Origin of the sequence: Roseisolibacter sp. H3M3-2, assembly GCF_029211165.1 — a bacterium.
GTDB lineage: Bacteria > Gemmatimonadota > Gemmatimonadetes > Gemmatimonadales > Gemmatimonadaceae > Roseisolibacter.
In genome coordinates this window covers 1-1,814 of record NZ_JARGEK010000601.1, presented here as the reverse complement: position 1 = coordinate 1,814, position 1,814 = coordinate 1, and the positions used below count along the sequence as shown (strand labels likewise).

At 80.5% G+C, this 1,814-nt stretch carries 1 protein-coding gene; it reads left to right on the top strand.

From position 1 onward, the window contains the following. Positions 1 to 1,814 (top strand): TonB-dependent receptor (locus tag PYV61_RS24975; protein ID WP_275836594.1); only part of this gene is annotated, 1,814 nt, incomplete at both ends.

Here is a 1,814-nt window from a genome sequence, read left to right as displayed (position 1 = left end):
GCCACCGCGTCGCCGCGCGCCGCATCGGCTACGCGCCCGCGACCGTGCTGCTCGACGCCGGCGTCGCCGACGACGTGCGGCTGCAGGCGACCGCGCTCGCGCTCCCGTCGGTCACCGTGCGCGCCCCGGGGCGCGAGCGGCGGCTCGGCGACGCGGTGGCGCCGGGGACGGTGCTCGACGGCGCGGCGCTCGACCGGCAGCTGGCCGCGAGCGTCGCGGCGACGATCGCCGGCGAGCCGGGGGTGACGATGCGCACCAACGGCCCGATGGCCGCGCAGCCGGTGGTGCGCGGGCTGACGGGCGACCGCGTGCTGGTGCTCGAGGACGGGCAGCGCACCGGCGACGTGGCCACCACCGCGCCCGACCACGCGGTGACGATCGACCCGCTGACGGCGCGGCGCGTCGAGGTCGTGCGCGGCCCCGCCGGGCTGCTGTACGGCGGGAACGTGCTCGGCGGGCTGGTGAACGTCGTGCGCGAGGACGTGCCGCGCGCGCGCCCGCAGCGCGTGGGCGGGTTCGTCGGCGCGCAGGGGGAGTCGGCGACCGCCGGCGGCTCCGTCGGCGGCGTGCTCGACGCGCCGCTCGGCGCGCCCGCGGTGCGGGCGACCGGCAGCCGGCGCGTGGCCGGCGACACGCGCACGCCGGCCGGCGCGCTCCCGTTCACCGACGTCGACGCGCACGACGCGGGGCTCGGCGTGTCGTGGGCGGGGCGCGCGGGGTTCGCGGGGGGCGCGGTGCGCGACGTCCGGAGCGCGTACGGGGTGCCGAGCAGCTTCGGCGGGCTCACGCTCCCCGGCTCGCACGTGGGCGGCGTGTACGTCGTGCTCCGGCGCAGCACCGCGCGCGCCGAGGCGTCGTGGCGCCGCGACTCGTCGGCGGTCGAGAGCGTGGACGTGGCGGTGCAGGGCGTGCGCTTCGAGCAGGACGAGCGCGAGCGCGGCGGCTTCGTCGGCACGCGCTTCGGGCAGCTCGCGGCCACGGGCGACGTGGTCGTGCGCTACCGGCACCGCGCGGGGCTCCCCGCCGGCGCGACGGGGGGCGGCGCGGTCGGGGCGTGGGCGCAGTGGCGCGACTTCCGCGCGTCGGGGAGCTACACCGGCACGCGCCCCGCGGAGGTGCACGCGGGGGCGCTGTACGGCTACGAGGAGGTGCGCCTCGGCCGCGTCGCCGTCTCGGCCGGTGCGCGCGTGGACCGCCTGCGCGTCGCGCCGCTCGACTCGACGCCGAGCCGGCTGCTCCCCGAGGTGCGGACGCGCGACTTCGCCGCGCTGTCGGCGGGGGTCGCCGTCGGGGTCGACGTGCGCGCCGGCGCCCGGGTGGGCGTCAGCGCCGCGCGCGGCTTCCGCCCGCCGGCGGTCGAGGAGCTGTACTCGGCGGGCCCGCACCTCGCGACCTACGCGTACGAGATCGGGAACCCGGCGCTGCGCCCGGAGCGCGGGCGGGGCGTGGACCTCTTCGCGCGCGTCGAGCGGCCGGGGCTCTCCGTCGAGGCGGCGGCGTTCGTGTCGCGCCTCGCCGACTTCGTGTACCAGGCGCCGCTCGTGGACGCGGCGACGGGGCTGCCGGAGCGCGACCCGCGGCTGCGGCGCTACCCCGTGTACCGCGCGGCGCAGGCCGAGGCGCGGCTTGCCGGCGCGGAGGGGCGCGTGCAGTGGGAGCTGCCGTGGGCGTCGCTGCCGGGGCTCGCGCTCGACGCGACGGCGAGCTGGGTGCGCGGCATGCGCCTCGACGCGGGCGCGCGGGGCCCGCTGCCGGCGATGCCGCCGCTGCGCGTGCGCGTGCAGCTGCGGCGCGCGCGCTCGCGTTGGTTCGCC